The organism is Streptomyces sp. NBC_00887, from assembly GCF_045207585.1.
In genome coordinates this window covers 6,808,459-6,835,394 of sequence record NZ_CP108788.1, presented here as the reverse complement: position 1 = coordinate 6,835,394, position 26,936 = coordinate 6,808,459, and the positions used below count along the sequence as shown (strand labels likewise).

Here is a 26,936-nt window from a genome sequence, read left to right as displayed (position 1 = left end):
CCGCCCTACCTCGTACTTCCCCCGAATGCCACATCCCGCGTAACCAAGTCACTCCATCGGCCGTTTGCGGGCCACCTGCCCGCCCGCGAGCGACCCCTGGATGTGTTGTGCCCCGGTTCAGTGTCATCGTGCCCGCGTACCGGGTCCAGGCGTATCTGCACGCGTGTCTCGACTCCGTGCTGAACCAGTCCTTCAAGGACTACGAAATCATCGTGGTCGACGACTGTTCACCGGACGCCTGCGGCCCGATCGCCGACGAATACGCCTCCCGCGACCCCCGGGTCAGCGCCGTCCATCTCCCGCACAACTCCGGTCTCGGACCGGCCCGCAACGCCGGGGTGGCCAGGGCGACCGGTGACTACCTGCTCTTCCTCGACGGCGACGACACCTTCGCCCCCGAGGCCCTGCAGACCATCGCCGACCGGCTCACCGCGACCGGCGGCCCCGATGTCCTGGTCTACGACTACGCCCGCACGTACTGGTCGGGCGAGAACGTCCGCAACACCTTCGCCCAGCACCTCGCCGAGACCGGACCCGCCTCCTTCCGGCTCGCGGAACGCCCCGAGCTGCTCAAGGTCCTGATGGTCGTCTGGAACAAGGCCTACCGCCGCGAGTTCATCGAAGCCGAGGGCTTCACCTTCCCGCCCGGCTACTACGAGGACACCCCCTGGACCTATCCGGTGCTGATGGCCGCCGGATCGATCGCCGTCCTGGACGCGGTCTGCGTCGGATACCGCCAGCGGCGCCGGGGCAACATCCTCTCCACCACCACCCGCAGGCACTTCGACGTCTTCGACCAGTACGACCGGGTCTTCGCCTTCATCGACGCCCGGCCCGAACTCGCCGTCTGGCGGCCGGTGATGTTCCGCCGGATGCTCGACCACTTCTCGACGCTGTTCACCTCCCGCGGCCGGCTCCCGCACGGCACGCGGGGCCAGTTCTTCCGCCTCGCCCGCGCCCACTGCCGCCGCTACCGCACCCCCGGCGCCCCCGTACCGCGCCGCGCCCGGCTGCGGCACGGGCTGTTCCGGCTGGGCGCCCACCGCACGTACCGCGCCCTGTGGGCCGCACAGCAGCTGCGCGGCCGGCTGCGCCGCGGTACGGCGGCGCTGCGCCGGGTGGTGCGCGGGGCCGTCCTCCAGCTGCACTACCGCGTCCAGCTGCGGCTCCCGGTCCGGCCCTCGGACGCGGTGTTCGCCGCCTACTGGAACCGCGGCTACACCTGCAGCCCCGCAGCCGTCGAGGAGACGGCCCGCGCGCTGGTCCCCGGGCTGCGGACCTCCTGGATCTGCCGCCCCGAGGACGCGCACACCGTGCCGGCGGCCACCCGGGTGCTGCACCCGGGGACCTTTGCCTACTGGACGGCCCTGGCCCGCTCCAAGTACCTCGTGAACAACGTCAACTTCGACCGGCGGCTGGTGAAGCGCCGCGGCCAGGTACTGCTGCAGACCCACCACGGAACGCCCCTGAAGACGATGGGCATCGACCTCGTGCACCGTCCCGCCGCGGCCGGCTCCATGGACTTCGAGACACTGCTGCGCAACATCGACAAGTGGGACTTCTCGCTCTCCGCCAACCAGCACTCCACCCTCGTGTGGGAGCGGACCTACCCCTCCGGCTACACCACGCTGGAGTACGGCAATCCGCGCAACGACGTCCTCCGCCGCACCGGCCCCGCCCGGATCGCGCAGCTGCGCGAGAGCCTGGCCGTCCCGGCGGGCAGCACCGCCGTCCTGTACGCCCCGACGCACCGCGACTACCGGCGCGACCAGCAGCACACCCTGGACCTGGACCAGCTCGTCCGCGTCCTGGGCCCGCACTTCGTGATCCTGGCCCGCTCCCACTACCTGGACACCGAATCCGCGGCCCGCACCATCGCCGGACGCACCCCGCACCCACAGATCATCGACGTCAGCGCCCACCCCTCCGTCGAGGAACTCTGTCTCGCCTCGGACGCACTGATCACGGACTACTCGTCGCTGATGTTCGACTACGTCAACCTGGACCGGCCGGTCGTCCTGCACCTCGAGGACAGCCAGGCCTACGAGGCGGCGCGCGGCACCTACTTCGACCTGGAGAGTTTCCCGCCGGGGGCAGTGGCGCGCAGCCAGGAGGAGCTGCACGAGATCTTCGCCACGGACCACTGGCGCGGCCCGCGCTCGGCGCAGCGGCGGGCGGCGTTCCGGGCCCGGTTCTGCCCGTACGACGACGGGCACGCGGCGGAGCGGGTGGTGCGCCGGGTCTTCCTGGGCGACACCTCGGGGCTCCCGCTGCCCGTACCGACCGGCGGCCGGGGCCCCACGGGGGTGCCCAGGCAGGTGACCGTGCGGGAGTACACCAACGGGTGAGGTGTGCGGGGCGGATGCGCCCCTCCCGTCCGCCTCGCACACCTCACCGTGGAACGCACACCTCGCCGTGGAACGCCGGGCGTTCCTGGAGCGCTCAGCGCTCCAGGAGCGCGAACAGCTCTTCCCAGCGACGCACGATCTCCGCCTCGGAGAACCGCTGGACGTTGGCCCGTGCCCGGTCCCCCATCGCGTCCCGCATGCGTGGATTGCCAGTGAGCCGCAGGAGCCGGTCGGCGAGCTCACCGATGTCCCCGGCGGGCGCGAGCAGCCCGTCCTCACCGTCGCGCACGATCTCCCGCACTCCCGGTGCGCAGTCGAACGCCGCACACGGGACACCGCTCGCCATGGCCTCCATCAGCGCCAGCGGGAATCCCTCCCCGCGCGAGGACTGCACGAAGACGGAGGAGGCCGCGAGTGCGCCGGGAACGTCGTCCGTACGGCCCTTCCACCCGACCGAGCCGTCCAGGCCCAGGTCCGCGCACTGTGCCCGCAGCTCCGCCTCGTCCTCACCCGCCCCGTACACGTCCAGACGCCAGTCGGGGCGCCGCGGGGCCACCAGCGCCCAGGTGTCCAGGAGCATGTCGATGCCCTTCTGGTCGGTGAGCCTGCCGATGCTCGCCACCGCCTTCTCGCGCCGCGGGGAGGGCACTTCGGGCAGGGCGGCCAGAGCGTTGGGCATGAAGCCGACGTTGTTCATCCCGTCGCCCGCCCAGATGTCGGCGTCCTCCTCGGTGAGGACGAGCCAGTGGTCGAGCCCTGTGTAGTGGTTCTTGATCCAGCGGTAGCGGTGGCTCGCACGGGAGTAGTCGTAGGACTCATGGCTCATCCCGATAACCCGCAGTCCGGCGGTGTCCGCCTCACCGACCCATTCCATCGCCCAGACCTGGCTGACGATCACCACTCCGCCGGGCCGGGCGCCACGGAAGATCTCCGAGAGCCGGTCCACCGCCTGCCGTTTGCGGGCCGCGCGGGCCGCCTCGTCGCGCCGGGCCGTGAACCGGAAGCGGTCCCGCACACCCCGGGGGGTCCAGGGGGTAGGCGGATGGGACGGGTACAGCGGTGTGACGGGGTAGCCCGGCGGTTCGGGCAGGGCCATCCTCAGTTCGGCCGCGTGGATGCCGATGGTGTGGACCCGGTGGCCCTGCTCCTGGAACAGCCGGGCCGTCCGGTGCATCCACGCGGTGACACCCCCGAGTTCGTCCGTGCTGTTCGAGACGATGAAGACATCACGGCTGCGGCTCATCGGCCGACCTCCCCGGTACGCGCATCGGACATATGGCGGGCGAACACGGTGTCCACGACGGCACGTGCCGCGTCTCCCCGGTCGTAGGCGCCGAACTCCTCGGCGAAGGCCCTGCGTTCCGCCTCGAATCCGGTGTCCGCCGCCTTCAGTCGGGCCAGCACACCGAACAGCTCGTCCTCGGTCTCCACCACCGGACCCGGCGCCTTGGCACGCAGGTCGAAGTAGCTGCCCCGCTCGGCTGCGTACGCGTCGAGATCCGGCGCGAAGAGAACGACCGGCCGGTCCAGGAGCGCGTAGTCGAACATGATCGACGAGTAGTCGGTGACCAGCACGTCGGCGAGCGCCAGCAGCTCGCTGACGTCGTGGTGGCCGGAGACGTCCACGACCGTCCCCGGCGGGCACGGGGGCAGACTCGCCGACTCCAGGTAGTGCGCACGGACCAGCAGCGTGTACTCGTCCCCGAAGCGTTCCGCGAAGCGCGCGGCGTCCAGCAGCAGCCGTCGGCGTTTGCGCTTCCCCGGACCGCCCCGGAACGTCGGCGCGTAGAGCACCACCTTCCGGTGGTCGGGCAGGCCGAGTTCCCCGGCGAGCGCCGGCCGCGGCAGCCGTCCCTCCGCCTCGTCCCTGACACGTGCGGCCACCAGGACGTCGTTGCGCGGATAGCCGGTGCGCAGCAGCGCCCTCTCCGGGAGCCGGTAGGCGCGGGCGAGGGTGCGCACATCGTGCTCGGAGCGGACGAGGAAGTGGTCGAAGCGGTGCACCGCCTCCTGGAGCCGCTCACGCTGCGGGGCGTTCTGCAGGCGCACCCGGGTCTCGTCGAAGCCCATGCGCTTGTACGCCGATCCGTGCCAGGTCTGCAGGTAGGTGGTGCGGGAGGGCTTGCTCAGGGACTGCGGGAAGCCCTGGTTGTCGACCCAGTACTCGGCCCGGGCCAGTGCCCACAGATACCGCCACGACCAGCGGCGCACGAGCCGTGCGCCGGCCGGGAAGCCGTCCGTGGAGCTCTCGTACGACCAGACGCAGCGCAGCGGAAGCCCTCTGCCGCGGACCTCCTCGTGAATGGCCCGGGGGCTGTCGCCGTAACACGTGCCCATGTGGCTCTCGAAGACCACGGACCCCTTGCGTACGGGCAGCCGAAGGAACCAGGAGTGGTAGACGGAGACCTTCAGACCCCGGGCGTGCAGCCGGTCGCGGCGCCTGCCCAGGGCCCGCGTCAGGAGCCTCGCCCTGCGTGCGGGGCGGAAGTGGGTCGCGTAGTGGACCAGTCGCCGGACCGTGCGGGCGGGGCGTCGGCGGGCTTCGAGCCGGAGCGCCAGGTGGTCCTTGAGCGTGACGTAGGGCTGCCAGGTGTCCCCGGCTGCCCGGCCGAGGCGGGGCAGGGCGGGAGAGCGGTCCGCCGGGCCCACGAGGTCGTGGGCGGCGAAGAGGTCGCTGACCGAACGCACCGGGCCGTCCTCCAGCACCATCCTGGCGTCCCACACGGTGTCGCGGGCCCCGAGGGGGCGCAGGATCCGGGTGAGGTCGGCGCGGGTCCGCCAGCTGATTCCGGTGGCGTCGCGCCGGAGTTCGTCGACCGGCAGGCCGAACGTGCGGGAGCCGTCCCGTACCCGGAACTCGAGCCGGGCGCTCGGAGAGTCCCCCGGGCCCGTGTGCGCGGGCAGGACGAGGCGGCCCTCGAGGAGGACCCGGCCGCCCCCGGCCTCGTACCGGGTGAGCCTGTTCATGAGCTTCAGCTCACCGAACGTACGGTGCTGGTGGCCGAGTTCGGTGACGTCCAGTGCGGGATCCTGCTCCTCGCCCTGCCAGTACACCCGCCCGTCGTCCCCGGTGGTGAGCGGTGCGGCCACCGTGCCCCGCCTGCGCAGCGCGTACGCCGCCGCGAGCACCCCGTCCGCGTCACCGCGCTCCAGCAGCCGGACACCCACGCGTTCGACGGGCGCCAGGGTGAGCAGTGCGGGTTCGGACACGCACTCCGGCAGCACCCGGGCCGCCCTCCGGGCGATCCGGTCGCGCTCGGCGGCGGGCAGCTCCGGGAACGACCGCACCAGCGGCACGAGATGGTCGGTCAGGAAGGCCCGTTCACGCTGCTCGCACAGGCCGGTGAGCCCCTGGGCCACCAGGACGTGGCACACGCGCCGGTGGGCCTCGACGAGTCCTGCGAGGCCCGGACCGCGGTCGGGTAATGCCTGCCCGGAGACGATCCGGCGGCGCACCAGCGCGATCCGGCCGACCACCGCCGCCGCCAGGGGGCCGAACATGGTTTCGCTGTGGGTGAGGTCCTCGTCGTAGCGCAGCCCGTGCCGCTCGCGGGCCTCGCGCCGCAGGCAGAAGCCCGTCACGAGCGCGTCGTGCACGGAGAGTTCGGGGGCGTCGGTGAATCGGGCGAGGGTACGCGAGCGGGCGAACAGCGTGTGCTGCCAGGCCGGTTCCTGTTCCTTCACCCCGTCCCCGGTGAGTCGGCTCCAGCACCCGGCGACCAGGTCGGCGCGGGTGCGTGTGCCCGCCTCCCAGAGGGTGCGGCAGGCGTGCCGCCGGAGGCGTTCGCCGCCGCCGAGCACGAGGACGTAGGTGCCCCGGGCCGCGTCCAGGCCGGTGTTGCGCAGAGCGGCGGTGGAGCGGGCAGGCGACCCGGCGACGAGGAGACGGACCCGGTCCGGGGAGAGCCCGGTGAGGGATTCGGCCGCCGCGCGGACGGCGGCGTCACCGCCCTCGGGCAGGACGACGAGAGCCTCGACGGAACGAAGGCTCTGGTCGAGCACGGACTCCACGGACGCACGCAGGGCCGCGGCGTCCGTGGAGTCCGCGGCAGCGGTGACCACACAGCTGAAGTCGGGGGCGTTCACGCCTGCGCCCCCTTCAGCATCAGATCCACGACCTGCGCCGCCGCCGTACCGTCGTCGAGATCGCAGAACGACTCACGGAATCGGGCGTACGCGTCACGGTGGCCGGCGCTCGCGCACTCCGGGTCGCGCAGGGCATCGACGACACCGGCCGAGGTGGGGATCAGCGGGCCGGGCGCCCTGGCCTCGAAGTCGAAGCAGAAGCCGCGCAGGGTGTCGCGGTAGTGCTCCAGGTCGTAGGTGTGGAAGAGCATCGGCCGGCCGGTCTGCGCGAAGTCGAACATCAGGGACGAGTAGTCCGTGACCAGGACATCGCTGATCAGCATCAGTTCGGCGACGTCCGGATAGCGCGACACATCGCGGACGAAGTCGCTCTCCGGGACGCTCCCGCCGACCATGTAGTGGCGGCGCACCAGCAGCACGTGGTCGTCACCGAGCGCCCTCCGCGCCTGTTCCAGGTCCAGTTGGAGATCGAGGCCGTACCGGCCGCTCCGTCTGGGCCCGTCCTCGCGCCACGTGGGGGCGTACAGGACGACGCGCCTGCCCTCGGGTACACCGAGCGCCTCCCGTACGGAGGCCGCGACCTTCTCCCGGTCGGGGGCGTACAGCAGGTCGTTGCGCGGGTAGCCGCACTCCAGTACCTCACCGGTGTGGCCGAAGGCGCGGCGCAGGACCGGAGTGGAGAAGCTGTTCGGGGACACGAGCACGCTCCACTGGGCGGCACGCCGCGGCAGGGACGCCATGTACGCGGTGTCCGCGCAGGAGCTGCCTGCCAGGTCCCGGCCGATGCGCTTGAGGGGGGTGCCGTGCCAGGTCTGCACGACGAACTGCCCCTCGGCCCGTTCGAACCACTCGGGCAGCTGTGTGTTGGTGACGATCCATCGGCTGCGGGCCAGTGCCTCGTACCACTCGGCGCTGTACAGGGTCACGGCGCGGACCCCGGGGGGCACGGCGGCCTGCTGGTCGCGCACCACCCAGAGGTGCTCGGCACCGGTGGCGCGCCGCGCCAGTTCCTCGTGCACGGCACGCGGCGAGTCCGAGTACTGGCGCCCGTCGAAGCTGGAGTACAGCACGGCCGGACGCAGGTCCCCGCCGCGCGCGGCTGCGTAGCGCTCGCGCAACCGGCGCTGCCCGTAGGCGCCCCGGTCCCGCACGTCCAGGGCGCTCCCGGACCGCAGTGCGAGCCGGTCGTGCGAGAGGCGCTCCAGAGTGAAGCCGCGCCCCCCGGACTCCCGGTGCATCGGCAGACCGGCGTGGAGCTGGGGCGCCACACGCAGCGGCAGGTAGTTCTCCGGGTCCCTCTCGCCCTGCTCGCGCAGGAAGGGGTACCAACGGCCCTCGGCGAGCGGGAGGGTGCCCCAGGTCCCCTCGACGGCCGCGGGAGAGAGCACCGCACGGAATCCGGCGTCCACGCGCTCCACGGCGAAGGGGGCCTCCTCCTGGTGACCGCTGTGGCGCAGGCACAGCTCCGCCCGCCGGCCCGCGGCCACCGGGAGATTCCCCTCGACGACGAGACCGCCGCCGTCCGTCCACGACAGGCGTACGGCGACGGCCTGCACGGTCCGGTCGGTGAGGACCAGGTCGCCCGAGGGGTTGGCCGCGGCATACAGTTCGCGGCCCCCGGCCAGTGGATACCGGCCGGCTTCGGTCTCCGGGCGGGCGGCCACCGTCAGCCGGCCTCCCCCTCCGACCAGCTGGACACCCCAGTCGCCGTCGGAGCCCCGGAAGGCATCGAGCGGCACCTCGGCGAAGACGGTGTCCGGGCCCGCCCCCTCCTCGCTGAGCACCAGGGGGAACTCCCAGGTCTCCTTCGTACGCCACTCCTGGATCCGCAGGGCGGTCGGCGCCCCGCCCCCAAGAAGCCGTACCGCGATCCGGACACCGTCGCCGTCGGCCGTCGCCCGGTGGCCGGCGAGGACGGCGCCGATCCGCTCGGCCCGCAGTTCCAGCTTGTTCCCGGAGAGCACGGGGACGATCCGGGTGCGCTCGTCGACGTACCGCACGGCCGGTGCCGCCGGATTGCCGAGCAGCCGCATCGGCCCCCGGCGCGGCCGTCCCCCGCCGACGACGACGGACTCCAGCTTCCAGACCGTCCGGGTGCCCCGGCCCGTCCCTCGGGCGGCGAGCCGGCGAGGGTCGACGACGGTCTCGAATCCGGACCGTTCGTAGTGGTGCAGCGACCGCCCCGATCCCGCCGCCGCCTCGTCCGTCGCCGTCGTACGCATCCGGAGGGGAATCAGCCGTCGGCCCGACCTGAGCCAGCCGGCCCCGGCCGACTTCCCCGGGGCGTTTCGGACGTACGCGTACCCCTTGAGGTGCAGCTTCCCGTCCCGCCACACGGCCTCGGTGAGATGCGCGTGCACGGGGAGGTCCGCGCCGCTGAGCGCGGTGACGCGGCGCGGGAGAGTCCCGTCGACGCCCGGGTACTGGGCCCTCGGGCGCAGCAGGCCACGGACGTGGAAGGTGTCCCGGTCGCGTGACTCATGGTCGAGGAGAGCGAGCAGCTCCGTCATCCTGCGCTCCCGGATCAGCTGCCACTTGACCCGCAGATGCAGGGGCAGCGCGTCGAGGACGGCCTGTTCGACGGTGTCGGCGAAAGCGTTCGCGTGCGTGAGGAAGGCCTCCCTGAAGGTGGCGTCGCCGTCCGGGAGCGCCTCGATGAACAGCCACAGATCGCCGGAGAGCACGTGCTCGTGGTAGCGGCGCCGGGCTTCCGTCATGCCGCGGTCGGCGAGGAACCGGCTCACGGTGGAGACCGCGGTGACCCGGTCGCGGATGCCCGTGGCCACCGCGCGCCGGGTGGTGATCGAACCGTCGCGGTCCCGCCAGTGGTAGACGGGCTCCTGGACGACGTCCACGGAGCGGGCCAGGAAGTACGCGGGGAGGACCACCGCGATGTCCTCGTACAGGACTCCGGCCGGGAAGGCGAAGGAGTGCCGGTCCCAGAACGACCTGCGGAAGACCTTGTTGCAGGCGATGCGGTCACCGAGCAGGATCCAGTCCCGGGTGACGTGCGTGGCCCTGCGTGCCCTCTCCATCGGCCTGCGGAACATCGGGGACTGTTCGAGCGCGCCGTTCGCACGCAGCCTGAGCACGTTCCCGGTGGCGAAGTCCGAGCCGGAACTCTCGAGTTCACCGAGCATCCGCTCATAGGCGCCGGGCGGGACGATGTCGTCGCTGTCGACGAACGCCAGGAAATCCGCGTCCGGATGCGCCTGTCCCGCCCCGGCGTTGCGCGCGGCGCCGAGCCCGGCGTTCTCCTGCCTGATCAGCCGGAAGCGCGAGTCCCTCCTGGAGAACTCCAGTGCCACGTCGGCACCGTTGTCGGTCGAACCGTCGTCGACCATGACCACCTCGATGTCGGTCATGATCTGTTCGGCCAGCGAGTCCAGGCAGGCTCCGAGGTACTCCTCGACGTTGTGGAACGGGACGACGACGGTGAGACGGGGTGCCATGCGCTGCGCACGATCCTTCCGGGCGGACAACCTCAACTGGTCTTCTGCAACAGGTCTTCTGCTTAACGAACGAGCCCCGTGCCGGGGAGGCACGGGGCTCGCGTGTACCGGCGGAACGCTCAGGGCTTGACGGCGATCCGGCCCTCGTCCATGCGCAGCAGCAGCAGCTGTGCGCCGGTCTCCTCCAAGAACTCGTCGACGGCCTGGCGCGAACCCTGCCAGTAACCGTAGTCGTCGATCAGGAGCACCCCGCCACTCACCAGACGCGAGTAGAGGTGCTCCAGCTCGTGCTTGGTCGAGGCGTACCAGTCGGTGTCCAGCCGGAGGATCGAGATCTGCCCGGGCGCCTGCTCCGGAACGGTGTCCTCCACCTTGCCCTGCACGTAGTGGATCCGGTCCTTCGGATACGGGACGCCCTCGAACCCCGCCTGTACGTCCTCCAGCGAGGCCACCGCCCAGATCGGCCGGTCCCTGCCCTGGGCGTCCAGGAGCTCCTGGGCCGGCCGGCCGTCGCGCCGCAGGTCCTCCGCGGTGGGCGGGGTCATGCCCTCGTACGTGTCGAAGAGGTACAGGTCGCGGCCGGTCTCACCGAGCGACAGCAGCGTCTTGGCGCAGGCCTGCATGGAACCGCCGCGCCAGACACCGCACTCGACGATGTCGCCGGGGATGTCGTGCTTGACGATGTGCCGGGTGGCGAGGACGAAGGCGTTGAGCCGCTCCGGCGAGGTCATCGTGTACGGCTTCACCGCACGGATGATGTCCTTCGCCTCGTCGTCGTAGTCCGCCGGGAACCGGGGCGCGGCCTTGGCTGCCGGCCTCTTCGCCGCCGCGGGCAGTTCTGCCGCGGGCCGGTCCGTCGGGACCGTCGCCCCCGGCTGCCGGTCCGCCGTGCCCGTCGTCGGCGCCGGGGCGGAGCGGGGAGCGGGCACGGCCGCGCGCCTGAGCTGGTACCCGGTGAGTTGCTGAAGGACGCCGTTGACGGCGTTGCGCCAAGCCATGCCGCCGGAGGGTACGCGCGTTTTGCGGCTCATGTCATCTTTCGTCAACCTGTCGTTGATGTGACGGGCCGGGTCTCCGGGCGCCCGCACCGCTCACGCCCGTCCAGCGGGCGCGGCAGCGGCACCCGGTCCACTCCGCCGACCCGGTTGGCCCACCACACCGCCGTCTCCCGCACGGCGAACATCGCCAGCCGGCTCCTCAGCCGGGCCACCGGCCGGGGATGACGCTGCGGCCTGCGGAAGACGCCGACGGAGTCGCCCCAGTAGGCGGCCTTCGCGTCGATGGACCCGTAGTCGTGCCAGATGCCCTTCGTGGGCGGGAAGTCCGTGTACGCCTCGCAGAGTTCGAGTCGGGAGTGGGCGGCCATCGCACGGAACCCGTCGGGGTAGTAGCGCCAGCAGTCCTGCGCGTCGTGGGCGTGCCCGCGCGAGGGGGCGGTGATGAAGGCGTAGCCGCCGGGCTTCAGCACCCGGGCGATCTCCAGCATCGACACCCAGAAGAACGGGATGTGCTCGAACGCCTGGCCGGACAGGACGACATCGGCACTGCGTGACTTGGCAGGGATCCGGTAGGGCCGCCCCATCACGGCGTCGACGTTGGGCCCGTCGAGCACGTCGACACCGAAGTAGTCGATGTCGTGGCCCGCCAGCAGCCCCCGGTGCGTACGGGTCTGCTTGCCGGAGATCCGCGAACCGAGGTCGACCACACGGTGCCTGCGGGACTTGGGCAGATACTCCTGGATGCAGAGTTCCATCTGCTCGTAGGCGGACCTGTGCATGACCTTCTCCCAACGTTGCGGTGTGCGCGCGCTGTTGGACACAACGACGCAAGGGTTCGCAGGGGTACGGCGGGATCGCCTCGTACGGGTGATGCGGGGTTCATTCGAGTACGGCGGGGAAAATCCGCCGCACCACGCGTTCCGCCGCGTGCCCGTCGTCGTACGGGCAGAACCGGCGGCGGAACGCGGCGCGCAGCACGGCCGCGTCCGGCGACCGCCACGCCCCGCTGAGGAGGAGCTCGCGCAGCTCGTCCTCCGTGGTGGCGACGGCCCCGGGGGCGTCGCCGGGGCGGCCGGAGAACAGATCGACGTAGGTGCCGCGTGCGGCACGGTAGGCGGCCCAGTCCGGCGCGTAGGTGATGATCGGGCGGTCCAGGCAGGCGTAGTCGAACATCAGGGACGAGTAGTCGGTGATCAGCCCGTCGGCGGCCAGGTAGAGCTCCTCGACCCGCGGGTGTCCGGTGACGTCGACGACCCGCTCCCCCGCGCCCGGTCCGGCCGCGCGCCCGTAGAAGTAGTGGGCCCGCACCAGCACCACGTACTCCGGCCCCAGAGCGCGGGCGAGGCGCTCCAGGTCGAGGCGTGGGACGAAGCCCTTCCGGTAGTCGCGGTGGGTCGGCGCGTACAGCAGGACGGTCCGGCCTGGGGCGATGCCGAGACCTGCCCGGATCTCCTCGGTCCGCTCCCGGGTGGCCGTGAAGAGGATGTCGTTGCGCGGATAGCCGAGCGGCAGGTGCACGTACGAGGAGGGGTAGACCCGGTCCCAGACCTCGGTGGTGTGCGGGTTGGACGACAGGCTGAAGTCCCACTGGTCGGTGTGGGCCACGATCCGCTCGAAGCTGACGCCACCGGTGAGGGCGGGATACGGGCGCTGGTCCAGGCCCATGGTCTTCAGCGGGGTCCCGTGGTGGGTCTGCAGGTAGATCTGGCCGGGGCGTTTGGTGAAGCCCCCGGGGAAACTGGAGTTGTTGACGAGGTACGTGGCGGTGGCCATGGTCCGCCAGTAGGCGCGGGAGCCCTCGATCACGTACGGCACCCCGGGCGGCATCCGGTCGCGGTGGCGGGAGGAGACGACCCAGACCCCGCGGACGTGCGGGACGAGTTCACGGGCCTTGGCGTAGATCGCGGCCGGATTGCAGGCGACTCCCCGGTTCCAGTAGGCCCCGTACACGGCGAGGCCGGGGTCCAGCGGCCGCCTGAGGTCCAGTCGGTAGGCGGCCCGCATCACGCGGGCGCGCAGCGACTTCCTGCCCGCGCGCAGGGCGGCTCGCGCCCGCGTGCGCCGGGCAAGGACGGCTCCCCGGGCGCGGTGTGCGGCGTACCGGCCGGGGAGCCCCGCGGCCCGGAAGAAGTCCGCACGGTCGGCGGGGGCGATCCGGCCGGGGTCGTCGAGCACCGCCCTCAGGTGCGCGGTGCGGGCGGCCTGGATCCGCGGGTCGCCGCCGGTCTCGGCGACCAGCCGCCCGTACACGTCGATGACGGCGAAGTGCGCGCGGCCGGGCGTCGTGGCGAACGTGCCGGTGCGGCGCAGGTGGTGGCGCACGCAGACCCGGTCGAGTGCGGCGAGGGTGCCCGCGTCGGAGGCGAGGAGGGCCGCACGGTGGACGGGCACGACGTCGTCGTACGGCCCCTCGGTGAAGCGCAGCCCGTGGGCGGTCCAGAACGCGCGGCGGAAGAGCTGCTTGCGGGCCGCGGGAAGGGCGTCTCCCGGCCGGACCTCGCCCCACCAGTCGACGCGGTCGTGGCCGAGGCTCAGCACGTCCGGCCGGTCCGCCGCCACCCGTTCGGCGATCTCCGCCAGCGCGCCCGGAAGCAGCAGGGCGTCCCCGTCGAGGAAGAGCAGGTAGGTCCCGCGGGCCTCGGCGGCCCCGGCGTTGCGGGCGGCGCCCAGACCCCCGGGAACGCCCGGGCCCCCCGGAGCGCCCGGACCCCCGGGAGAGTCCGGCTCCCCGGAAGAGTCCGGCTCCCCGGGAGCGCCCCGGTGCAGCACGCGCACCCGGGAGTCGCGCTCGGCGAACTCCTGTGCGATGGCCAGGCCGCCGTCCGGCGAGCCGGTGTCGACCGCGATCAGCTCCCAGTCCCGTACCGACTGGTCGATCACGGACTCCAGGGCCGCCCTCAGGTACCCCTGAACGCGGTGGACGGGCACGACAACACTGAGGAGCATGGCAGCCGAGCGTAGTGCGGACCCCACACCTCCAGGGACGAACCTTCACCCGTTCGGGTTAGCGCCGGTGACCCGGGGCGCTCACCCGGGTTGAGCCGTACATGAAGCCACTCCTCAGCGTCGTCGTCCCCGTGCACAACGTCGAGGAGTACCTGGAGGAGTGCCTCGCCTCCCTGGCCGGCCAGTCCCTCGACGCGCTCGAAGTGGTGCTCGTCGACGACGGCTCGACGGACGGCAGCCGCCGGATCGCGGAGGACTTCACCCGCCGGGACGCACGCTTCCGCTGCGTCCACCAGCCCAACGCGGGACTGAGCGCCGCCCGCAACACCGGGGTCGCCCGCACCACCCCCGGCGTCCCCTACCTGGCGTTCGCCGACAGCGACGACATCGTCGTGCACGACGCGTACGAACGGATGGTGGCGTCCCTGGAGTCGACCGGCTCGGACCTGGCGACGGGCAACGTGTGGCGGCTGGACGAGCAGGGGAGGCAGCAGGCCTGGCAGTACCGGTGGCTGACCTCCGACCGCCCCCGTACCCACATCACCCGCGACGCCCGGCTGCTGTCCGACCGGGTCGCCTGGAACAAGGTGTTCCGGCGTTCCTTCTGGGACCGGCACGCCTTCACCTTCCCCGTGGGCAAGCTCTACGAGGACACCCCCGTGATGATCCCGGCGCACTACCTCGCCGGATCGGTGGATGTGCTGCGCGAACACGTCTACTACTGGCGGGTGCGCGAGGGGTCGATCACCCGGCGGCGTACGGACGTGAAGGGCGTACAGGACCGGATCGAGGCCTGTGAGCAGGTCAGCGCGTTCCTGGCACGCCGCGACCCCGTGCAGCAGAGGCGCTACGACGCGTCCTGTCTGCGCGACGACTTCGTGTACTTCCTGGAGGGGCTCACGATGGGCGGCCCCGCCTACCGCACGGCGTTCATGGCCGGCGCGGGCGCCTTCCTCGACCGTGCGGGCAGCGCCGTGCCGGCCGGGCTGCCGGCCGAGGCCCGCATCAGGTGGCAGCTGGTGCGCGAGCGCAGGCTGGACGAACTGCTGGCCGTCCTCGCGTTCGAACGGACCAACGGAACGGGGACGTTCGCGGTGCAGGGCCTGCCGGGGCGGCGCCGGGCGGTGCACCCGGAGGTCGCCGGCGGCAAGGGCGCCGGGGCACGGCTGGGCCGGGGCGATCTCCCCGCGGTGGCACGGCTGGTGGGGGCCTCCTGGGGCGAGGACGGGAAGCTGACACTCCGCGGGTACGCGTACATCCGCAACCTCCCGGCGGAGTCGGCCCGGCACTCGCTGAAGGCGGGAGTGCTCCGTACGGCCGGAAGCAGACGGCTGCGGGCCGTGCCCGTACGCACGGTCCGGATGCCCGGGGCGACCGCCGACTCCGGTCAGGAACTGCACTGCTACGACTACGCGGGCTTCGACATGGTCCTGGACCCGGAGCGGCTGGGGCCGGGCAGGAGGCTGGTGGGTGTGGTGGTGGCCGGACACGGCGTCGTGCGGCGGGCGGCCCTGCGCGCGGTGGACGCCGCCGCCGCACAACCGCTCGTCCACGACCTGGGGGGCGGGCGGCGGGCGGTGCTCGGCTACCGGGACGGCAGGCTCGAACTGACCATCAGCCGGCTACCCGCCCTGGCCCTCGCGCACGACGGCGGGCGCGACACCCTGGAGCTGACCGGGCGGCTGCACGGGACCGCACGCCCGACCGCCCTGGTACTGACCCGGGACGGAGCGGCCGAGCACAGCGTCCCCGTGGGGTACGGGGACGACGGCCTGTTCACCGTACGGATCCCCCTCGCACGGCTGGCCGCCGAGCCGGACGGTGTGCACCGCACCCCCCGTGAGGTGACCCAGGAGCCGGGCACCCGGTGGCGCGCCGCCCTCGTGACCGGCGGCGTCCGCGTCCCGCTCGCCGCTGCCCCGGACCTGCCGCCACCGGCCCTCGCGGACGCGGCGGGCCACCTGGTGGTCGATGTGACCGGCCGCCCGATCGTGGACCACGCGGAGCCCGCGCCCGGCGACGGGCTGATCGTCGAGGGGTTCTCCCGCACCCCGGGGGCCCTCGTCCTGCGGCACAGCACCCTGGGCGAGACGGTGGCCGTCGCCGCCGAACGGCGGGGAGACCGGCTCGCCGCGCTGCTCCCCCGCCCGCCCCGTGAGGGCGACTGGGAAGTGCACCTGGACGGCCGACCCGTACGCCTGGGGGCAGCGCTCGCCGCCCGGCTACCGGTCCGCGCCGCCGGGTCGACGGCCGGGTCCGCCCCCGGCTTCCGACTCGACCGCCGTCACGGCGACCGGCTGAGCGTGTACGCGGAACCGGCGCTCGGCGAGTCCGAGCGGGGCGCGTACCGCCAGGGCCGACTGCGTACGGCGCACTATCCGGCGCAGCGCAGGCTGCCGCTCCGGGACGCCGTCCTGTACGCCGGCGGTGACTCCCCACGCGCCGTGCACGCCGAGCTCGTACGCCGGAGCACCGATGTCGAGCACCTCTGGGTCACCGACGGGTCCGCCGCGGGCACGGACCGGGTACCTCCCACCGCCGTGCCCGTCGTGGAGCACGGCACCGCCTGGTACGAGGCGCTGGCGCGGGCCCGCCGGATCGTCACCGACGGTCCGCTGCCCGCCTGGTTCGAGCGCCGTCCGGAGCAGACGGTCGTGCAGACCTGGCACGGCACCCCGCTGGGCCGGTTCGGCCTGGACCTGGCCGACACCCTGTACGCCGACCACCAGGACCTCGCCTCGCTGCCGCACCGCTCCGCCCAGTGGTCGGTCCTGGTCTCCCCCAGCCGCTTCGCCACCCCGCACCTGCGGCGCGCCCTGGCCTACGGCGGGGAGGTCCTGGAGGCGGGTTCACCCGCCAATGACCTGCTGTTCGCGGCAGGTCGGGACAAGACCGCCGAACGGGTACGCCGGCGGCTCGGCATCCCGGAGGGCCACCGCGTCGTGCTGTACGCCCCGACGTACCGCGACCATCTCGCCCACGCCCCGGGCAGCCTGCCGGCCGGTTCGCCCCGGCTGTACCGCTGGGAGCCCGCACTGGACCTGCCGGCGCTGGTGCGCGAGCTCGACGGCCGCACCACGGTCCTGGTCAGCAGGCATCCGCGGGTGACGGGCAGCCTGCCGGCCGGCCCGGCGCTGCGCGACGTCTCCGCGCACCCCCGCGCCGCGGAGCTGCTGCTGATCGCCGATGTCCTGGTCACCGACTACACGGGCCTGGTGTTCGACTTCGCGCTCACCGGGCGCCCGGTGCTCTTCCACACCTACGACCTGGAGCACTACCGGGACACGGTGCGCGGCTTCTGCCTGGACTTCGAGGCCCGTGCGCCGGGCCCCCTGCTCGTCACCACGGACGAGGTGGCACGGGCCCTGCGGGCCGCCCCGGCGACGGCCGCCCTGCACGCGGACGCGCGGGAGAGCTTCCGGCGGGAACACTGCGACCTCGACGACGGCGGGGCGGCGGGCCGGGTCGCGGACCGGCTGCTCGGCGACGGCGCCTGAGCACTGCCGGCCCTCCCGGCGCGGCCGGCACGCTCAGGCCTTGAGCGCCCGGACCGCCGATGCCGCGAGGTCGTCGAGATACCCCTTGGGCAGATCACCGCGGACCACGACGAGGCGCCAGTAGAGCGGCCCGACGATCAGGTCCAGCGCACGGTCCGGATCGCTGCCCTCGGGCAGTTCGCCCCGGGCCACGGCCGCGCGTACGACGACGGCGGCCACCCCCTGCTGCTGATCCAGCAGGGCGGCCTTGATGGCGTCCGAGATCTCCGGGCTGCGTGCCGCCTCGACCAGCAGGTCCGGGATCACCTGCGAGGCGACGGGGTGGCGCAGGGCATACGCGGCGAGTTCGAGCACGGCGCGCACGTCCCCGTACAGCGAACCGGTCGCCGGTGCGGGCATCCCCTGGGCGGCGACCGCCGCGACCAGGTCCAGGACGAGGTGGAGCTTGGACTTCCAGCGGCGGTACACGGCGGTCTTGCCGACGCCCGCACGGCGGGCGATGCCCTCGATGGACATCCGCGCGAAACCCACCGCGGCGAGCTCCTCGAAGACGGCGCCGCGGATGGCGTCGGTCACGTCCTCGCGCAGCACGGCGGCGCCTGCCGGCGTGCGGCGCCTGGTTCCCCGTTCGGTGGTCATGGATCGCATGATAGTCCGTAACGACGAAACGGTTGCGTTGCGGCGTACAAACGTCCTAGTGTCAGCGTTGCGACGATACGGTGCCGTCCCATCCGACGAGCCGCTCGCCCTGTTCCTCCTGCCTCCGTCGAAAGCGATCGTGGTGAGCCAGACAGCAGCACCGCCGGCCCCGGTGGACTCCGCTCCTCCCGCCCTCCTCCCCGTCCACGAACCCGGTGAGCTGGCCGCGCTCGCCGCCCGGCACGGGCTGACCGTCAGCGGGGCCCGGCCCTCCCTCGTGGAGTACGTCCGGCAGCTCTGGGGGCGCAGGCACTTCATCACCGCGTTCGCCACCGCCAAGCTGACCGCGCAGTACAGCCAGGCGAAGCTCGGCCAGATCTGGCAGATCATGACTCCGCTGCTGAACGCGACGGTCTACTACTTCATCTTCGGCGTCCTGATGAACACGAAGCACGGAGTCCCCGACTACGTGCCCTTCCTCGTCACCGGCGTCTTCATCTGGACCTTCACGTCCAGCTCGATCACGGCGGGCACCCGGGCCATCAGCGGCAACACCGGACTCGTGCGCGCCCTGCACTTCCCCCGCGCCTCCCTGCCGATCGCCCTGGCCATCCAGCAGCTCCAGCAGCTGCTGTTCTCGCTCGGCGCGCTCTTCATGATCCTTCTCGTGTTCGGCCAGTACCCGCGGCCGTCCTGGCTGCTGGCCGTCCCGGCGCTCGCCCTGCAGGCCCTGTTCAACACGGGGATCTCCATGGTCATGGCACGGCTGGCGGCGAAGACCCCCGACATCGCCCAGCTGATGCCCTTCGTCCTGCGGACGTGGATGTACGCGTCGGGCGTGATGTGGAGCCTCGACACCCTGCTGACGGGCGACCGGGTCCCGCAGTTCGTCCTGCTGGCCCTCGAGTGCAATCCCGCCGCCGTCTACATCGACCTGATGCGGTACGCGCTCATCGACAGCTTCACCGGGGCCCAGCTGCCCCCGCATGTGTGGGCCGTCGCGACGGGCTGGGCGCTCGTCTGCGGGATCGGCGGTTTCGTGTACTTCTGGAAGGCCGAGGAGCGGTACGGACGTGGCTGACACCCCCGACATGGACACGCGTGTTCCCACCGTCGTCGTCGACGACGTCCACATCACCTACACGGTCAACGGCGCCCGCACCGGAAAGGGCAGCGCCACCTCCGCCCTGAACCGGATCGTGTCGCGTGGGCAGCCCCGCGGCGCCCGCCAGGTGCACGCCGTGAAGGGCGTCAGCTTCGCCGCGTACAAGGGTGAGGCCATCGGCCTGATCGGTTCCAACGGATCCGGCAAGTCGACGCTCCTCAAGGCCATCGCCGGTCTGCTGCCCCCGACGAGGGGCCGGGTCCACACCCAGGGCCAGCCGTCCCTCCTCGGCGTGAACGCCGCCCTGATGAGCGACCTGACCGGGGAGCGCAACGTCGTGCTCGGCGGGCTGGCCATGGGCATGACGCGCGAGCAGATCCGCGAGCGCTACCAGGACATCGTCGACTTCTCCGGCATCAACGAGAAGGGCGACTTCATCACGCTGCCGATGCGGACGTACTCCTCCGGCATGGGCGCCCGGCTGCGCTTCTCGATCGCAGCAGCCAAGAGCCACGACGTCCTCCTGATCGACGAGGCCCTGTCCACGGGCGACGCGAAGTTCCAGCGGCGCAGCAAGGACCGGATCCTGGAGCTCCGCAAGGAGGCCGGCACGGTCTTCCTCGTCAGCCACAGCAACCGTTCGATCACCGACACCTGCGACCGGGCGCTCTGGCTGGAGGCGGGCACGCTGCGGATGGACGGCCCGGCCAAGGACGTCGTGGCGGAGTACGAGAAGTTCACCGCCCCCGCGAAGTCCAAGAAGTGACGCGACCGCCGGACGGGCCGATGGGCCCCTCCGGCGGTCGTGGCGGCCGCCGGCCGCCCCCGCTCACGCGTGCGTGCGCAGCAGCGTCCTCATCGTCCGCATGGCCACGGACAGGTTCGCCAGGTCGAAGGCGTCCGAGCCCTGGATCTCCTCCAGGGTGGAGCGCGACCGCGTCAGGATCGCCGCGTTCTTCTCCTCCCAGGCGTTGAACCGCTGCTCGGGCGTCGACGTCCCGTTGCCGACGGACAGCACGTCCGACGTCAGCGCGGCGTGCGCCGCGTACAGGTCCTCGCGGATGGAGGCGCGGGCCATGGACTGCCACCGGTCGGCGCGCGGCAGTTCGATGATCCGGTCCATCAGCTGAGTGATGCCCAGCCGGTCGGCGAGGTCGTAGTAGACCTCGGCCACCGACAGCGCGTCCTTGCCCGTACGGTCCGAGATCGCCACGATGTCCAGCGCCGGGAAGGCCGAGGAGAACCCGGCCACCCGCACCGCCAGCTCCTCGGGGACCCCCACCGAGGTGAGCTCTTCGAGGATCGACCGGTACCACTCGAGGTCGGCGCCCCTGAGCAGCTTGGGCAGCTCGTTCCAGACCTGCCCGACTCCGTCGCGGAAGAACTCGACGGTATGCGCGATCTCGACCGGCTGCGGCCGGTTGCCGAGCAGCCAGCGCGCACCGCGCTCGACGAGCCGACGGGAGTGCAGACGGATCCGGGTCTGCACATCGGCGGCCACTTGGTTGTCGAGCGCCTCGACGGCGTCCCACACCTGGGAGAGGCCGAAGATCTCACGAGCGGCGAACTGCGCCCGCACGATCTCCTCCAGCGACGCCCCGGTCTCCTCCCGCAGCCGGTGCAGGAACGTCGAACCCGCGGTGTTCACGGTGTCGTTGACCAGCACCGTCGTGATGATCTCGCGGCGCAGCGCGTGCCCGTCGACGGCCTCAGGGAAGCGTTCGCTCAGCTGCTCGGGGAAGTAGGCGTGCACCAGCTTCTGCAGGTGCGCGTCGTCCGGCAGGCTGGTCGAGATCAGCTCGTCGGCTGCCGTGATCTTGGTGTACGCGATCAGCACGGCGAGCTCGGGCTGACTCAGGCCCTTGCCGTGGTTGAGCAGTTCGCGGATCTGCCGGTCGTTCGGCAGGAACTCGAGCGCCCTGTCCAGGTGCCCGTCGCGGCCGAGCCTGCGCATGAAGCGCTGCTGGGCGTGCAGCAGTGACGGTGCCTGGGCACAGGCGTTGGAGAGGGCGATGTTCTGCGCGTAGTTGTTGCGCAGGACCAGTCGGCCGACCTCGTCGGTCATTTCGGCGAGCAGCTTGTTGCGCTGCTTGACGGTCATGTCGCCGTCCCGGACCAGGCCGTTGAGCAGGATCTTGATGTTCACCTCGTGGTCGGAGGTGTCCACACCGGCGCTGTTGTCGATCGCGTCGGTGTTGATCCGGCCGCCGGCCCGGGCGAACTCGATGCGGCCGAGCTGAGTGGCCCCGAGGTTGCCGCCCTCGCCGACGACCCGGGCGCGCAGGTCCTCGCCGTTGACCCGGATCGCGTCGTTGGCCTTGTCGCCGACATCGGCGTTCGACTCGGCGGTCGACTTGATGTACGTACCGATGCCGCCGTTCCACACGAGGTCGACCGACGCCTTGAGGATGTTCTGCATCAGCTCGGCGGGCGTCATCTTGGCGACCTTCGACTCGATGCCGAGGGCCTCACGGATGTGCGCGTTGATCGGGATCGACTTGGCGGTACGCGCGTGGATCCCGCCGCCCGCGGAGAGCAGGTCCTTGTTGTAGTCGGCCCAGGAGCTGCGTGGCAGGTCGAAGAGCCGGCGCCGCTCGGCGTACGAGGTGGCGGCGTCCGGATTCGGGTCGATGATGATGTGCCGGTGGTCGAAGGCGGCGACCAGCCGGATGTGCTCGGAGAGCAGCATGCCGTTGCCGAACACGTCACCGGACATGTCGCCGACGCCGACGACGGTGAAGTCCTCGGTCTGGGTGTCGTGGCCCAGCTCGCGGAAGTGCCGCTCGACGGACTCCCAGGCACCGCGGGCCGTGATGCCCATGCCCTTGTGGTCGTAGCCTGCGGAGCCGCCGGAGGCGAAGGCGTCACCGAGCCAGAAGCCGTACGCGACGGCGACGTCGTTGGCGATGTCGGAGAACTTCGCGGTCCCCTTGTCGGCGGCGACGACGAGGTAGGTGTCGTCCTCGTCGTGGCGCACGACGTCGGCGGGCGCCACGACCTCGCCCATCACCATGTTGTCGGTGATGTCGAGCAGCGCCGAGATGAACGTCTTGTAGGAGGCGATGCCCTCCGCCATCCAGGCGTCACGGTCGACGGCCGGGTCCGGGAGCTGCTTGGCGACGAAGCCGCCCTTGGCGCCGACCGGCACGATCACGGTGTTCTTGACCATCTGCGCCTTGACCAGGCCGAGGATCTCCGTACGGAAGTCCTCCCGCCGGTCCGACCAGCGCAGACCACCGCGGGCGACCTTGCCGAAGCGCAGGTGGACACCCTCGACACGAGGCGAGTACACCCAGATCTCGAACGCCGGGCGGGGCGCGGGAAGGTCCGGGATGGCCTGCGGGTCGAACTTCATCGAGATGTAGTCGTGCGGCTCGTGGTCGTCGGCCAGCTGGAAGAAGTTCGTCCGCAGCGTGGCCTTGATGACGGTGAGGAAGGAGCGCAGGATCCGGTCCTCGTCGAGCGAGGCGACCTGGTCCAGGGCCCCGTCCAGCTCCTCCAGCAGCCCGTCGATCAGCTCCGTGCCGGCCTTCTGGCGGCTCGGCGACATCCGGGCCTCGAAGAGGGAGATCAGCAGCCGGGTGGTGTGGACGTTGTTGTGGAGGGTGTCCTCCATGTAGTCCTGGCTGAAGGTCGAACCCGCCTGTCGCAGGTACTTCGCGTAGGCACGCAGCACCATCGCCTGACGCCAGTCGAGCCCGGCGCCCAGCACGAGGGAGTTGAAGCCGTCGTTCTCCGCCCTGCCGGTCCAGACGGCGGCGAAGGCCTCCTGGAAACGCTCCCGTGCGTCGTCGGCGAGGTAGCCGCCGTTGCCGGCGGCCTTGGGCATGCGCAGGCCGAAGTCGTAGACCCAGGCGTGCGTACGGTCCGCACAGCGCAGCTCGTACGGACGTTCGTCGACGACCTCGACGCCGAGCCGCTGGAGCGCGGGGAGCACGGCGGAGAGGGAGACCTGCTCGCCGGTGCGGTAGATCTTGAAGCGGCGCTCGCCGGGACCGACACCGACCGGCTCGTACAGGCTGAGCGCGAAGTCCTTCCTCTCGCTCTTGAGCGCTTCGAGGTGGACCAGGTCGGCCACGGCGGCGCGCGGGGAGTGGTCGGCCTTGTAGCCCTCGGGGAAGGAGTGCCCGTAGCGGCGCATCAGCTCGGCGGCGCGTTCCTCGCCGCACTCGGCGTTCAGCGCTTCCTGGAAGCCGTCGGCCCAGGAGCGGGCGGCCTCGACGAGACGGGCCTCGATGCGGTCCGCGTCCGCGTCGGTGAGGTGCTGCAGCTCGGTACCCGGCGGGACCCGGACGACGAAGTGCAGCCGGGAGAGGATCGACTCCGTGTTCCAGGCGGTGAAGTCGACGCTGGTGCCGCCCAGTTCCTCCTTGAGGATGTCGATCAGCCGGAGCCGCACACCGGTGGTGTAGCGGTCGCGCGGCAGATAGACGAGCGCGGAGTAGTAGCGCCCGTACTCGTCCTGGCGCAGGTACAGCCGCAGCCTGCGGCGTTCCTGGAGGTAGAGCACGGAGGTCACGATGGAGCGCAGCTGGTCGACGGGGGTCTGGAAGAGCTCGTCGCGCGGGTACGTCTCCAGGATCTGCAGCAGGTCGCGGCCGTCGTGGCTGTGGGGCGTGAAGCCCGCGCCCTCGAGCACCTCGGCGACCTTGCGGCGCACGACCGGCACCCGGCGTACGGACTCGGTGTACGCGGCGGACGAGAACAGTCCGAGGAAGCGCCGCTCACCGATGACGTTGCCGTCGGTGTCGAACTTCTTCACCCCGACGTAGTCGAGATAGCTGGGGCGGTGGACGGTCGCACGGCTGTTGGCCTTCGTCAGGACCAGCAGCTTGTGCTCACGGGCCTTGGCACGGGCGTCGGCGGGCAGCCGGTCGAAGGAGGGGCTCACCGGGTGCGCCTCGTCCTCGCTGTGCGGCGGGTCGGAGCGCAGGATGCCGAGTCCGGTGCCGGCGACGACGGTCAGCGCGTCGCTCTCCCTGAGCTCGTACTCGCGGTAGCCGAGGAAGGTGAAGTGGTCGGCGGCGAGCCAGCGAAGCAGCTCGCGGGCCTCCTCGACCTCTTCGTCACCGAGTTCGTCGAGGGGCTCGGCAGGGAGCTCGTCGGCGATCCGCAGAGCGGCGTCGCGCATCTTCTCCCAGTCCTCGACGGTCTCCCGCACATCGGACAGGACACGGAGCAGATCGGCGGTGATCTGCTTCAGGTCGGCGCGGTCGGTCTCCCGGTCGATCTCGACGTGGATCCACGACTCGACGAGCGCGTCGTGCGGCAGTTCGGCCTTGGCGTCCTTGCGGCCCTTGCCCCTCTTCACACCGGTGGCCCGGTGCCTGTCGTCGGCGAGGACCTCGATGAGCCTGCCCGTGAGGTCGCGGCGGACGACGACCTGCGGATGGATCACGAGGTGGATGCCCCGGCCCTGCCGGGACAGCTCGTTGGTGACCGAGTCGACCAGGAACGGCATGTCGTCGGTGACGACCTCGACGACGGAGTGGCTGGACATCCAGCCGTTCTCCTCGACCGTCGGGGTGTGCACCCGGACGTTCGCGGTGCCCTGGGGGCGGTTCTCCGCGAGGCGGTAGTGGGAAGAGGCAGCCCCGAAGAGATCGACCGGGTCGCGGCCGGTGACGTCCTCCGGAGCGGTGTGCAGGTAGTAGCGCTGGAGGTAGGCGAGCAGCATGTCCTGGCCCGACCGCTCACTCTGATCGGCCCCGCTGCCGACCTCGGCGAGGCGCACCCGGGGGGCACCCGCCGGGCCGCCGACACCACCGCCCGGACTGTTGTCAGCTACCCGGGCCGCCCGTGCGAGCAGCTCGGCCTTGGCTTCGTCCAGCTTGGTCTGCATGTCCTCTGGCTCCTGTCGCGCGCCGTTGCGTGACGTAGGTGAGAAAAGACGACGTACCGCCACGACACGGGGTTTCCGGTCTCGGTCGACGCTATGCCGCCATGGGAGATACCCGGGACCATATTGGCCATTTCCGGCAGTCGGCCCGGGGTTCGGAGATCGCGGATCGCCCGGGTGCTGTAGCACTCCGGGCGCAGGCCGGGGGCTTCGCTGCCCCCGAGGCGTATCGCGCTGATCACGGCACCAGGCTATCCCCCCGGCACCCACAACCGTCATGAGCCGCATATGTACAAAATACGAACCCGAACTTTGACACTCTGGACATCGCGCGGGGGCGTTCCGGTACGTATCGGCCGACGCGGCATGCCCCGCCCGCCGGATCCCGCAGACCCTGCGGGATCCGGCGGTCCCTGTCAGACCGCCATCAGTTCGGCCAGGGCGACCGCCTCGGCCAGGGTGTCCACCACCGGCACCCCCGCCGCCTCCAGGCTGCTACGGCTGTGCGAACCACCGGTGTAGAGCACCGCACGCGCCCCGACGTGGGCCGCGGCCACGGCATCGTCCACCGCGTCCCCGATGACCACCGCGCGCTCGGGCGATATCCGGGAGATCTCCTCAAGGGCCACGAAGTGCCGCTCCATGTGCTGCGCCTTGCTTCCGCCGGACGGCCCGGTGCGGCCGTCGACGCGCACGAAGTGGCTCTCGATGCCGTACCCCCGCACCACCGGCACCAGCTGCTCGTGGCCGTACATGCTGAGCAGCGACTGGCTGTGGCCCGCCCGCCGCCACTGCGCCAGCAGCTCCTCGACGCCCTGGGTCAGCGCGCAGGCGACGCGCTGCTCGGCGTAGTGACGGTGGAAGATGCCGTCCATGCGGTCCCACTCGGCCTCGGTGGGCAGCCGGCCCAGCAGACGCTCGTAGAACTTGGGAATCGGCACGCAGTACATCTCGCGGTACTGCTCCAGGGTGATCGGCGCCAGGTCGACCTCCGCGAAGGCCGCATTCGTCGCCCCGATGACCGCGTGGATGTCGTCGAGCAGTGTGCCGTTCCAGTCCCAGACCAGATGAGTGCGTTGCTTACCCGGAGTCGCCATGGAAGGAAAAATACTCGCCGGGTACGACATTCAGCCGATCAGGCCGGGGATCTCCTGGATCCCGAACCACAGCAGTTCGTGGTCCTCCGCACCGTCCACCGTGAACTGCGCGTCGTCGTCACCGAGGTCCGCCGCCCCCAGGGCGGCCGCTGCCGCCGCGACGTCCTTCTCGGCGTCATCCGCGTCCACATGCACGGCGGCGGCCTTCGACAGGACCACAGGGGCCGCGATGCGCACCTCTCCGAGCGATGCCGCGTCCAGGATGTGATCCGGGTCGGCGACGGCCGCCCCGTCCGCCACGTCGAGCGCGACGACCACCCGACGCCGGGGCTCGTCCGGCTTCCCGGCGATCATCCGCAGGGACGCGGAGGCGGCCCGGTTGAGCGCCGCGTACTCCAGCTCCTCGATGTCGTCCGAGACGTACCACTCGCGCAGCCCGGGAGTCACCGCATAGGCGGTCAGCGGCCCGGGACCGACCTCGCCCGCCCCGTGTGCCGCTGTGAGACCGGAGAGGGTCAGAGGGACGTACACACGCATGGCTGACCGCTTTCGTTGTCGACGACGTCCTCAGGATACGTGGGAGGTCCCCCATCGGGGTTCGCGAGCCGCCCCCTCCTGTCCACCCCGCAACGGCCGTCACCCCCGCCGGTCCCCTTGCGGCGCGGGGTCCGCCACCCGGATAGGTGATCTCTCGTGCGGCCCGTCCCGCGCAGGATGCGGGTTGCGGGCCGGGGGGCCGTCCCCGTAGAAGGTCCCCAACAGAAGTTACCGCCCGGTATCACTCGGTAGGCGACCGGGCTCCGGACAGCACGGGGGCTATGACCATGAACACGGACAAGACCAGGCCGGCCGGACGACGCGACCGGTCCGGGCACCGTACCGCCGCAGCGGGCACCCCACCGGCCACGGCAGCCACTGCGCCCGCACCA

14 protein-coding genes are annotated in these 26,936 nt (G+C 71.6%); 4 read left to right on the top strand and 10 right to left on the bottom strand.

Features of this window, described 5'->3' with window-relative positions:
• Positions 1-107: 107 nt before the first annotated feature.
• A complete protein-coding gene (locus tag OG844_RS31175) occupies positions 108-2,348 on the top strand; it encodes a CDP-glycerol glycerophosphotransferase family protein (protein ID WP_406394769.1) in 2,241 nt (746 codons plus the stop codon).
• Positions 2,349-2,442: 94 nt separating this feature from the next.
• Here the strand turns inward: OG844_RS31175 and OG844_RS31170 are convergent, their stop codons facing one another.
• The 6 genes from OG844_RS31170 to OG844_RS31145 form a co-directional block, all read right to left on the bottom strand.
• Entirely contained in the window at positions 2,443-3,591 is a 1,149-nt protein-coding gene (locus tag OG844_RS31170; RefSeq protein WP_406394768.1) for a glycosyltransferase, read from the bottom strand.
• Positions 3,588-6,434, bottom strand: a complete 2,847-nt coding sequence (locus OG844_RS31165; protein WP_406394766.1) for a CDP-glycerol glycerophosphotransferase family protein — start codon at positions 6,432-6,434, stop codon at positions 3,588-3,590. Before OG844_RS31165 ends, OG844_RS31170 begins: the two co-directional genes overlap by 4 nt.
• A complete protein-coding gene (locus OG844_RS31160; protein WP_406394764.1) occupies positions 6,431-9,886 on the bottom strand; it encodes a CDP-glycerol glycerophosphotransferase family protein in 3,456 nt (1,151 codons plus the stop codon). Before OG844_RS31160 ends, OG844_RS31165 begins: the two co-directional genes overlap by 4 nt.
• A gap of 119 nt (positions 9,887-10,005) precedes the next feature.
• Positions 10,006-10,917, bottom strand: a complete 912-nt coding sequence (locus tag OG844_RS31155) for a TylF/MycF/NovP-related O-methyltransferase (RefSeq protein WP_406394763.1) — start codon at positions 10,915-10,917, stop codon at positions 10,006-10,008.
• Positions 10,918-10,928: 11 nt separating this feature from the next.
• Positions 10,929-11,663, bottom strand: coding sequence for a methyltransferase domain-containing protein (locus OG844_RS31150; RefSeq protein WP_406394761.1), 735 nt, complete (start codon positions 11,661-11,663; stop codon positions 10,929-10,931).
• A 100-nt stretch (positions 11,664-11,763) separates the two neighbouring features.
• Positions 11,764-13,830 (bottom strand): CDP-glycerol glycerophosphotransferase family protein, encoded by a 2,067-nt coding sequence (locus tag OG844_RS31145; RefSeq protein WP_406394759.1) that lies wholly within the window; start codon positions 13,828-13,830, stop codon positions 11,764-11,766.
• 101 nt (positions 13,831-13,931) lie between these two features.
• Between OG844_RS31145 and OG844_RS31140 the strand changes: the two genes are divergently transcribed.
• Complete coding sequence (locus OG844_RS31140; protein WP_406394758.1) at positions 13,932-17,327, top strand: CDP-glycerol glycerophosphotransferase family protein; 3,396 nt, start codon at positions 13,932-13,934, stop codon at positions 17,325-17,327.
• A gap of 33 nt (positions 17,328-17,360) precedes the next feature.
• On the opposite strand, the gene OG844_RS31135 is transcribed toward OG844_RS31140, so the two are convergent.
• Positions 17,361-17,966, bottom strand: coding sequence for a TetR/AcrR family transcriptional regulator (locus OG844_RS31135; RefSeq protein ID WP_351176335.1), 606 nt, complete (start codon positions 17,964-17,966; stop codon positions 17,361-17,363).
• A 139-nt stretch (positions 17,967-18,105) separates the two neighbouring features.
• Between OG844_RS31135 and OG844_RS31130 the strand changes: the two genes are divergently transcribed.
• The gene (locus OG844_RS31130) at positions 18,106-19,047 is read left to right on the top strand and encodes an ABC transporter permease (protein ID WP_406394757.1); all 942 of its coding nucleotides are present in this window, start codon (positions 18,106-18,108) and stop codon (positions 19,045-19,047) included.
• A 10-nt stretch (positions 19,048-19,057) separates the two neighbouring features.
• Complete coding sequence (locus OG844_RS31125) at positions 19,058-19,837, top strand: ABC transporter ATP-binding protein (RefSeq protein WP_406396334.1); 780 nt, start codon at positions 19,058-19,060, stop codon at positions 19,835-19,837.
• 63 nt (positions 19,838-19,900) lie between these two features.
• Here OG844_RS31125 and OG844_RS31120 read toward each other — a convergent pair whose 3' ends face one another.
• The 3 genes from OG844_RS31120 to OG844_RS31110 all read right to left on the bottom strand — a co-directional run bounded on the left by OG844_RS31120 (position 19,901) and on the right by OG844_RS31110 (position 26,544).
• The gene (locus OG844_RS31120; protein ID WP_406394756.1) at positions 19,901-24,913 is read right to left on the bottom strand and encodes an NAD-glutamate dehydrogenase; all 5,013 of its coding nucleotides are present in this window, start codon (positions 24,911-24,913) and stop codon (positions 19,901-19,903) included.
• A 413-nt stretch (positions 24,914-25,326) separates the two neighbouring features.
• A complete protein-coding gene (locus OG844_RS31115) occupies positions 25,327-26,007 on the bottom strand; it encodes an HAD family hydrolase (protein WP_406394754.1) in 681 nt (226 codons plus the stop codon).
• 30 nt (positions 26,008-26,037) lie between these two features.
• The gene (locus tag OG844_RS31110) at positions 26,038-26,544 is read right to left on the bottom strand and encodes a DUF6912 family protein (RefSeq protein WP_406394753.1); all 507 of its coding nucleotides are present in this window, start codon (positions 26,542-26,544) and stop codon (positions 26,038-26,040) included.
• Between the last annotated feature and the right edge of the window lie 392 nt (positions 26,545-26,936).

Bases quoted from the DNA above. Each gene is read 5' to 3' on its own strand.
- OG844_RS31170 (WP_406394768.1), bottom strand. From the start codon at position 3,591: ATGAGCCGCAGCCGTGATGTCTTCATCGTCTCGAACAGCACGGACGAA.
- OG844_RS31160 (WP_406394764.1), bottom strand. From the start codon at position 9,886: ATGGCACCCCGTCTCACCGTCGTCGTCCCGTTCCACAACGTCGAGGAG.
- OG844_RS31155 (WP_406394763.1), bottom strand. From the start codon at position 10,917: ATGAGCCGCAAAACGCGCGTACCCTCCGGCGGCATGGCTTGGCGCAAC.
- OG844_RS31150 (WP_406394761.1), bottom strand. From the start codon at position 11,663: ATGCACAGGTCCGCCTACGAGCAGATGGAACTCTGCATCCAGGAGTAT.
- OG844_RS31145 (WP_406394759.1), bottom strand. From the start codon at position 13,830: ATGCTCCTCAGTGTTGTCGTGCCCGTCCACCGCGTTCAGGGGTACCTG.
- OG844_RS31140 (WP_406394758.1), top strand. From the start codon at position 13,932: ATGAAGCCACTCCTCAGCGTCGTCGTCCCCGTGCACAACGTCGAGGAG.
- OG844_RS31135 (WP_351176335.1), bottom strand. From the start codon at position 17,966: ATGACCACCGAACGGGGAACCAGGCGCCGCACGCCGGCAGGCGCCGCC.
- OG844_RS31125 (WP_406396334.1), top strand. From the start codon at position 19,058: ATGGACACGCGTGTTCCCACCGTCGTCGTCGACGACGTCCACATCACC.
- OG844_RS31120 (WP_406394756.1), bottom strand. From the start codon at position 24,913: ATGCAGACCAAGCTGGACGAAGCCAAGGCCGAGCTGCTCGCACGGGCG.
- OG844_RS31115 (WP_406394754.1), bottom strand. From the start codon at position 26,007: ATGGCGACTCCGGGTAAGCAACGCACTCATCTGGTCTGGGACTGGAAC.
- OG844_RS31110 (WP_406394753.1), bottom strand. From the start codon at position 26,544: ATGCGTGTGTACGTCCCTCTGACCCTCTCCGGTCTCACAGCGGCACAC.